The 9,001-nt window shown below is 39.6% G+C and carries 6 protein-coding genes; all 6 read left to right on the top strand.

Annotation, left to right across the window (positions count from 1 at the left end; genetic code table 11):
- On the top strand, positions 1-1,160 hold a 1,160-nt coding region (locus ABZB17_RS16645), incomplete at its 5' end, for a SusC/RagA family TonB-linked outer membrane protein (RefSeq protein ID WP_372651729.1).
- Positions 1,161-1,168: 8 nt separating this feature from the next.
- A complete protein-coding gene (locus tag ABZB17_RS16640) occupies positions 1,169-3,244 on the top strand; it encodes a SusC/RagA family TonB-linked outer membrane protein (RefSeq protein WP_372651731.1) in 2,076 nt (691 codons plus the stop codon).
- 17 nt (positions 3,245-3,261) lie between these two features.
- Entirely contained in the window at positions 3,262-5,145 is a 1,884-nt protein-coding gene (locus tag ABZB17_RS16635) for a RagB/SusD family nutrient uptake outer membrane protein (protein ID WP_372651727.1), read from the top strand.
- Positions 5,146-5,178: 33 nt separating this feature from the next.
- Positions 5,179-6,381, top strand: a complete 1,203-nt coding sequence (locus ABZB17_RS16630; RefSeq protein ID WP_372651725.1) for a DUF4959 domain-containing protein — start codon at positions 5,179-5,181, stop codon at positions 6,379-6,381.
- A gap of 14 nt (positions 6,382-6,395) precedes the next feature.
- The gene (locus ABZB17_RS16625) at positions 6,396-7,985 is read left to right on the top strand and encodes a DUF4998 domain-containing protein (protein WP_372651723.1); all 1,590 of its coding nucleotides are present in this window, start codon (positions 6,396-6,398) and stop codon (positions 7,983-7,985) included.
- Between the two features lie 339 nt (positions 7,986-8,324).
- Positions 8,325-8,879 carry a hypothetical protein gene (locus tag ABZB17_RS16620; RefSeq protein ID WP_372651721.1) on the top strand — a complete coding sequence of 185 codons (555 nt, stop codon included), beginning with the start codon at positions 8,325-8,327 and terminating at the stop codon, positions 8,877-8,879.
- Positions 8,880-9,001 lie beyond the last annotated feature (122 nt).

The raw sequence follows: 9,001 nt of genomic DNA, 5'->3' as shown, positions 1-9,001 counted from the left end.
TTTTTGAGGATTTGGAAGTAATCTCAGTTATTGAGCGGGAATCGTCCGTTGAGTCCATTCTGGACAAATACATTGTACCTCACGGATACTACTATGAAATTGATGACAAAACGGTGATTCTGAGAAAGAAAACCCAGGACGAACTGGAATCGGAAAGAATTATTCCGGCCGAACAGCAGGATAAAAAAGTTACAGGTACAATCAGAGACAAAGATGGAGTACCACTTCCCGGAGCAACCATTACCGTTTTTGGAACTCCGCGCGGGGTTATTACCGATGTTGACGGGACCTTCACTATTGAAGCTTCCCCTGATGACAAATTGATTTTCTCATTTATTGGTATGGAAAGTCAGGAAATCCTGGTTAATGGCCAAACCACAATTAATGTTACACTTTTAGACAAAACTGAGGAACTTGACGATGTTACTGTTGTAGCATATGCAAAGCAGAAAAAGGAAAGCGTTTTGGCTTCGATAGAAACAGTTCGACCAGAAGACCTACGTGTTCCGGCAAGTAACTTAACTACAGCACTGGCTGGTCGTATGTCGGGGGTAATTTCGTACCAACGAAGCGGTGAACCGGGCCAGGACAATGCACAGTTTTTTATTCGAGGGGTTACCACCTTTGGATACGCAAAATCGCCCTTAATTCTGATTGATGGTATTGAGCTAACTGCAACAGACTTAGGTCGTCTTCACCCCGATGATATCGCAGCCTTTTCGATTATGAAAGATGCAACAGCAACCGCTCTTTACGGTGCACGTGGTGCAAATGGAGTAATTCTGGTTACTACCAAAGAAGGAAAAGAAGGAGCAGCAAAAGTTAGTATCCGCTTCGAGAATTCATTCTCTCAGCCAACACAGAATATAGATTTTGCCGATCCGATTACCTATATGAAAATGCATAACGAAGCGGTAAGAACCAGAGATCCATTAGGATTTTTACCTTATTCGCAGGCAAAAATTGAAAATACAATTAACGGTAGAAATAGTAATGTTTATCCACAAACCGATTGGCAAGATGAGTTGATAAAAGACCGCACCATGAACCAGCGTTTAAATATCAACATGTCGGGTGGAGGAAAAGTGGCGCGCTATTACATTGCTGCTTCTGCCACAAAAGACAATGGTATTTTAAAAGTTGATGATGCCAATGATTAAGCAGTAACATCGATTTAAAAAGATATTTAATACGTTCGAACATTAACATTAATGTTACCAACAGTACCGAAGCTATTGTTCGTGTTCACGGAACATTCGACGACTATCGCGGACCATTGCAAGGCGGTAGAGAAATGTATCAGGCAATAATGCGTACCAACCCGGTTCTTTTTCCTGCCGTTTACGATGCCGATGCTGCACATCAGAATACACAACATACTCTTTTTGGAAATTATGGTGGTGGCAATTTTATTAACCCTTATGCCGAATTGGTTCGTGGTTACAAAGAATACAGCGAGTCGTTAATGTTGGCTCAGTTCGAATTAAAACAAGATCTGGGATTTATTACCGAAGGTTTAAGAGCACGGTTTTTAGGCAACACTACACGAAATGCCTATTTCGATGTTAGACGTAATTCAAATCCGTTCTATTACGAAGTGTCTGACTATAATCCAAGAACCGATGTGTATGAATTAGCAGTATTAAATGCAAACGAAGGAAGAACAACTTTGGATTATCAGGAAGGAAACAAATACATTTCGTCTTCGTTTTATTCTGAAGCTGCGGTGATGTATGATACCGAAATAAACGAAAAACACGGAATAAGTGGACTTTTGGTAGGAATAATGCGTCAGTATTTATCGGGTAACGAAAATTCATTGCAAGCATCGCTGCCAAGCAGAAACCTTGGAATATCTGGTCGTTTTACCTATTCGTACGACACACGCTATTTTGCTGAGTTTAACTTTGGATACAATGGTACTGAGCGATTCTCGGAAAAAGAACGATTTGGATTTTTCCCATCGGCAGGTTTGGCATGGTATGCTTCTAAAGAAGAATTTATGCAAGGCTTAAGTTCAACCATTACCAAATTAAAATTTAAAGCAACCCACGGGCTTGTTGGTAACGATCAGATTGGAAGGCCGGAAGACCGCTTTTTCTATCTCTCAAATGTTAATCTAAATAACGCTGACAAAGGTTATGCATGGGGTACATCAGGCGCCTACGACATTAATGGAGTATCCATCGATCGATATGCCAACGACCAAATTACATGGGAAACAGCCACAAAAACCAATCTTGGTTTTGAGTTAGGTTTATGGGATAAATTTGACATCCAGGCTGATTTCTTTAAAGAATACCGTACCAATATCCTAATGGATCGTTTGGCCTTTTCAACCTTTGGATTACAAGCTAATACCAAGGCAAACGTGGGAGAAGCCTCAAGTAAAGGAATCGATATTTCGGTAGATTATAACGCTATTTTTAAAAATGGCATGTGGATGACCGGGCGTGGAAACTTTACCTATGCCAGAGGACAATTCGAGAAAGTAGAGGAAGCAGATTACTCCTTAACTCCATGGTTATCGAGAGTTGGACAACCACTCGACCAACAATGGGGATACATAGCCGAACGCCTGTTTGTCGATGATTACGAAGTACTTAACTCCCCTGTTCAAACTTTTGGTGGTAGCGAAGTAAGAGGCGGCGATATTAAATACCGCGACATTAATGGTGACGATAAAATTTCGGAACAAGACAGGGTTCCTATTGGTTATCCAACCACTCCCGAAATTATTTATGGTTTTGGTCTTTCTGCCGGTTACAAAGGATTCGATGCATCTATTTTCTTCCAGGGTTCAGCCCGCTCTTCTTTCTGGGTAGATGCCGAAGCTACCGCTCCATTTATAAACCACTCATGGAATAACGATCCGTTTGCTGATTACCAAAAAACCAATCAGCTACTTCAGGCATATGCCGATAGTTACTGGTCGGAAGCCAACCGCGACATTTACGCCACATGGCCCCGTTTATCTGATTATCCTGAGCCAAATAATACACAACGAAATACCTGGTTCATGCAGAACGGTAGCTTTTTACGATTGAAATCGGCAGAAGTGGGTTATACACTTCCTAAAAACTTATATGAGAAAATTGGTTTGAGAGATGCCCGCCTGTATGTTAGCGGTACAAACCTACTTGTATTTAGTAAATTTAAAATGTGGGATCCTGAAATGGGAGGTAACGGACTTGGTTATCCTGTGCAACGTGTAGTTAACCTTGGTATTCAAGTATCATTCTAACCTAAACGTAAATTGACATGAAAAATATAAAATTTAAATTAGCAGTACTATTACTCATCTTCTCGGCAAGTTCTTGCCAGGACTATTTAGATGTAGTACCTGATAACGTAGCAACGATTGACGATGCCTTTGTTGACAGAACGTCGGCCGAGCGTTTTTTAGCAACTTGTTACAACTACATTCCAAACTTTGGAGACCCATGGATTAATCCGGGAATTGGTTCCGGTGACGAAGTGTGGTTTAATGAAGAGAGAGTTGGAAGTGATTTTAATTCAGCACTTATTGCACGTGGTTTGCAAAATACAAACGATCCGCACCTTAATTTTTGGGACGGAGAAAAACGAGGAAAAAAATTATACGTAGCGATTCGCGACTGCAATATCTTTTTAGAGAATATTGATAACGCATACGATCTGGATGATTTAGAGAAAAAACGATGGATTGCCGAAGTTAAATTCCTAAAAGCCTATTACCATTTTTGGTTATTTAAATCGTATGGGCCAATTCCTATTGTAAAAGAGAACTTGCCGATTTATACCAAAACAGAGGATGTTAAAGTATACCGCGATCCGGTTGACGATGTAGTTGCTTACATTATAGAACTTATGGATGAAGCCGCACCTGATCTACCGATTTCTCTTATGTCAGAAGCCTCCGAACTGGGACGTATTACACGTCCTATTGCATTGGCTATGAAAGCACGGGTATTGGCAACAGCTGCCAGTCCACTGTTTAACGGGAATACCGATTATTCATCGGTGGTAGATAACAGGGGTATAGCATTGTTCAATCAATCATACGATGCAAATAAATGGCAGCTGGCCGCCGATGCAGCCAAAGCTGCAATTGATACAGCCCTTGCAGCCAACCATTCTTTGCTAAATGAATATAAGACAAAAACCGACATTTCGGATGCCATCAAACGCGAATCAATTATCCGTTCGGTAATAAGCGAAAGAAATAGTCCGGAAGTACTTTGGGGATCAACCAATTTTACGTTCTCACAAGGCTATCAGCGCATGTGCGTGCCATTGCTAATATCTGTAACTTCATCCAATCCGGTGAGCCAGTTTTATGCTGCTACTTTGCGTATGGCTGAACTATTTTACACCAAAAACGGAGTTCCAATCGATGAAGACGCTGACTACGATTATCAAAACCGTTATGAACTGAGAACTGCGGTAACTAATGAAAATGATTACGTTCGTTCAGGTGAGCAAACAGCTGTATTGCATTTCGATCGCGAAGCACGATTTTATGCCAATATTGCTTTCGACCGCGGAACTTACTTTTTAGATCCAACTTATTATTACGTTCAAACCCGCTTAGGAGAGTTGGCAACAAAACGTAACCAGGGCGAGTTTTCGGCAACGGGTTATTTTGTAAAAAAACTCATCCATCCGGGTACGGCCTTAAATGCAAACAATCTGGTAGCTTACTATGAATATCCTTTCCCAATCATTCGTCTGGCTGATTTATATCTTCTGTATGCGGAAGCATTAAACGAAGTAAAAAGTGCACCCGATGCACAAGTTTATGAATACATCGATTTGGTTCGTGAAAGAGCCGGATTACCGGGTGTAGTTGAAAGTTGGGCAAACCACTCAACCTCGCCTGATAAACCATCTACCCAAGAGGGAATGAGAGAGATAATTAAACAGGAACGTTTAATCGAATTGGCTTTCGAAGGACAACGTTTTTGGGATTTACGTCGCTGGAAAGATGCAGAAAAATACATGAACGAACCAATTCGCGGTTGGGACATTACCGCCAAAGGACTTGGCTTCTACAATGTAACTACGATATTTACTCCATCGTATAGTTTTAAAGATTACCTGTGGCCTATAAGGGAAAGTGAGATTATTAAAAATCCGAACCTGGTACAAAATCCAGGCTGGTAATCAATATTTCTAATTCATAAAAAGAATTAAAAGATGAAAAGATTAATATTTCTATTAGCAATAACCGGAGTACTCAGCATCTTTAGTGGATGCGAGGAAATTGAAAAAGAGCCTTTGTTTAAAGATTCAAATCCACCGGGGCCAATTAGCGATCCTCAGGTTACAAATTTACCAGGATCAGCAATGATTACGTATACCTTGCCAAATGATGATGATTTACTTTATGTAAAAGCAGAATATACCTTGGCAAGTGGCACAAAAGTGGAATCGAAAAGCTCAAATTACATTAACTCTTTATTGGTTGAAGGATTTGGTGATACCAACGAAAAAACGGTAACGCTAACCGCTGTTGACAGAAGCGAAAATGAATCGACTCCTGTAACGGTAAAAGTTAATCCTGAACTACCAGATGTACATGCAGTTAGTAATACCATTGAAATGATTGCTGATTTTGGCGGTGTACAATACCGCTGGCAAAATGATAATAATGCCCCTTTGGCATTTAAAATTCTGGCTACCGATTCAACGGGTGTTTTATCAGAGGTAGAAACAGTATTCTCAGGTGTAACCGAGGGTTTGTACACGGTTCGGGGGTTTGCACCTGAAGAAAAGGAATTTGCAATTGTAGTGCGCGATCGTTGGGACAACTATTCCGATACAATAAAAATGGTTGTTACTCCTCTGTTCGAAGAACTGTTAGATAAAGATAAATTTGTACAGCTGGAACTGGATAATGATGTTCCATCCGGATGGAATGCATGGGAAGGAAAATATGAATATTCATTTGACAATGATATTAATACCTTTAACCATACCTATGCCGGTGACGATGGTTGGCCCCAAATCTGGTCGGTTGATCTCGGAGTTGTTGCTCGTTTAAGTCGTTTTAGATTGGTTCAAAGACAAGGTTTCCCTTATGCACATGGCAATTTCCGATTATTCGATGTTTACGGACGAAAAGAAGCCCCATCCCAGGACGGCGATCTGGCTGAATGGATTCCATTGCGGGTAGCTGCACCACCTTACAACAACGGTTGTATTTCGATTAAACCAAGCGAACAGGGCGGAACAGCTGCCGAAGACCAGGAACATTTAAAGAATGGCGATGAGTTTTCGTTTACATTGGAAGATCCTGAAATACGCTACATCAGGCTTGTAGTGAATGAGACCTGGGGAGGAACCGGATTCTCTCACTTTGCTGAAATAACATTTTGGGGACAAGTAATAGAAGAATAATTAAAAGATACAAAATGAAAAAAACAACTATATTTTTAACTTTCATTTTTGGTATTGCAATGCTTTTTAATGCTTGCCAGGATATGGAAGATATTCATAGCCAATACCTGGAAGACGGTGATATTATTTATGCTGCCAAACCTTTATTGATTCAGACTTTTGCAGGTCAAAACAGGATTGGACTTAAGTATTATATGCTAAATGCAGTTAATGTAACCAAATGTATTGTAGAATGGAATAATGGTGCAGATTCTCAAACCATTGACATTGCACCTAATGTTCCTCTCGATTCTGTTGAATTTATGATCAACAATTTGGAAGAGAAATCGTATATCTTCAAAATTTATACGGTTGACCGCAATGGTAACCGATCGATAAAGGAACAAGTTACCGGATCGTCATACGATACAAAATACATCTCTGGACTTACCAATCGTTCAATAGTAAGTATTGAAGGTGGCGGAACCATAGACTCGCTTATTATTGCATGGTCGACAGCCCAAAATGGTAATACTGGTGTTGAACTGACATACAATAATATGGAGGGACAACCGGTGACCAAAATGGTGCTTCCTGAAGATGACCAGACCGTAATCAGAGGTTGGGAATCGGAAGGAACAATGTCGTATAAATCATTTTATATTCCTGAAGAAAATGCGATTGACACATTTGCGTCTCCATCTGAAACAACAACTTTACCCTTGTTTATTGAATTTGAAGGAGTGAAAATTGACAACAGCAGTTGGGAAATTATTGACTTTTCGACTGAAGAACCTGCTGAGGGTGCTCCTAACGGATTGGCATCGGCGGCAATAGACGGAGACCTTGGTACATTCTGGCACACCCAGTGGAACGGAGGAAGTCCGGATTATCCACACTTTTTCACCGTTGACATGAAAGATGTTGTGAAGATCAACCGCCTGGACTTCTTCAGACGACAGGGCGATAGCCGTGGTCAAACACGTTTCACAATCGAAACAAGTTTAGACGGGGTTAACTATGTAAATCAGGGAAGCTTCGATTACGATCCAAACATGGATAGTCAATCGTACCAACTACCTAACCTGCCAATGGCTCGTTACATTAAATATACGGCAACAGCGGGTTCTAATTTCTTTGCATTTTTGGCAGAAATGGATGTTTACGGACAGGTCGCATCAAAACTTGACCGTTCTAGCTGGGATATTATCGATTTCTCATCGGAAGAAGCAGGTGGAGAAGGACCTGTAAACGGTTATGTAACGGCTGCATTCGATGGTGATATTAATACCTTCTGGCATACTGCATGGTCTACATCATCGCCTGATTATCCACACTACATTACAATTGACATGAATACAACCGTTAGAATGTTAGCTGTTGATTGTGCCCGGAGGCAGGGAAATGGCGGAGGACACACCAAATTCCAGATCTTAACAAGTAATGATGGCGAAAATTTTACCGATCAGGGAACTTTCGATTTCAATTCTCAGATTGACGATGTTCAGTTATTCCCATTGCCATTTTTACCAGAGGCAAGATATTTCAAATTTGTTGCACTTGAAGGTCCAAACAATTACACTTTCCTAGCGGAATTAAATGTTTACGGACAATTATCAGAATAAGTTTTGATATTGAATTAAAAGAAAACCTGTGTTTACAGGTTTTCTTTTAATTTTTGTAATCCACAGATCAATATTCAGAATCGAAAAATCTAACCCAACAAAAGTTTCTCCTATTATTCACCATTTTATTGCAAGAACTTAAATTCAGAAACAAAACTCTGCCCAAAGTCAACCTTCCAAAGAACAAAAATTAAAAGTAAAACAGAACAGAGAATTAGAAAACCAATAGAAAATATGTAACCCGGCTTTTTTTTCTACCAAGTAAAAGCTATATTCAACAAAACAAACAGAATCATGAAAACAACCTCTCTACTCCTCAGTATCTTTATCTATCTATCAATGTCTTACGGGAGCATTAATAAACAAAAAAAGGGCTATGTGAATGGTGGTATTATTAGTTTAAATAACGATACCATTGCAGCCAGTATAAAAAAGGAAAACATCCTTAAACTTCAAAGCGAGGTAAAATTCATTGATGCCGGAGGTAAAAAGAAATCCTTCAAACCGGGAGTTATAAGTGGTTTTTTTATGGACACCGAAAATGGACGAGCTACTTTCGAAAGTCGCGACGATATTCAATTAAGTATTTTTCCATCTAAAAACGGCAACTTTGTTCTTCGTTTGTCCAACAACATTTATCCGCTGTACTATTTTGTAACCACCAAAATAGAGAATACCGGTATTGAATCGGAGATAATAGAAGTTCCACATTATATGGTTTTAATGGATTTCAGGTGGTACAACTATAACATGGATAGTTTTGAAACCTGCACAAAACTATTTCACGAAGATAAAGCCTTGGTGAAAGACATAGAAAACGGACGCTATGAATTCAGTGATTTCCCTGAAATTGTTGAACGTTATTGTGAAACCATTAAAGCAAAACGTAAATAGCCATAAATGTATTATTTTGGTATTTTTGTTGTTGAACAAAAATATTCAAAATTGAAGCCTATTTTATTAAGTACTGCCTATTTTGCTCCGGTACATTTTTATACATGTTATTTATACCACTC

Source organism: Draconibacterium sp. (assembly GCF_041583095.1).
In the GTDB taxonomy this organism is placed as follows: Bacteria; Bacteroidota; Bacteroidia; order Bacteroidales; family Prolixibacteraceae; genus Draconibacterium.
Note: the sequence above shows the minus strand (reverse complement) of the source record. Positions and strands in the feature narration are given on the sequence as shown.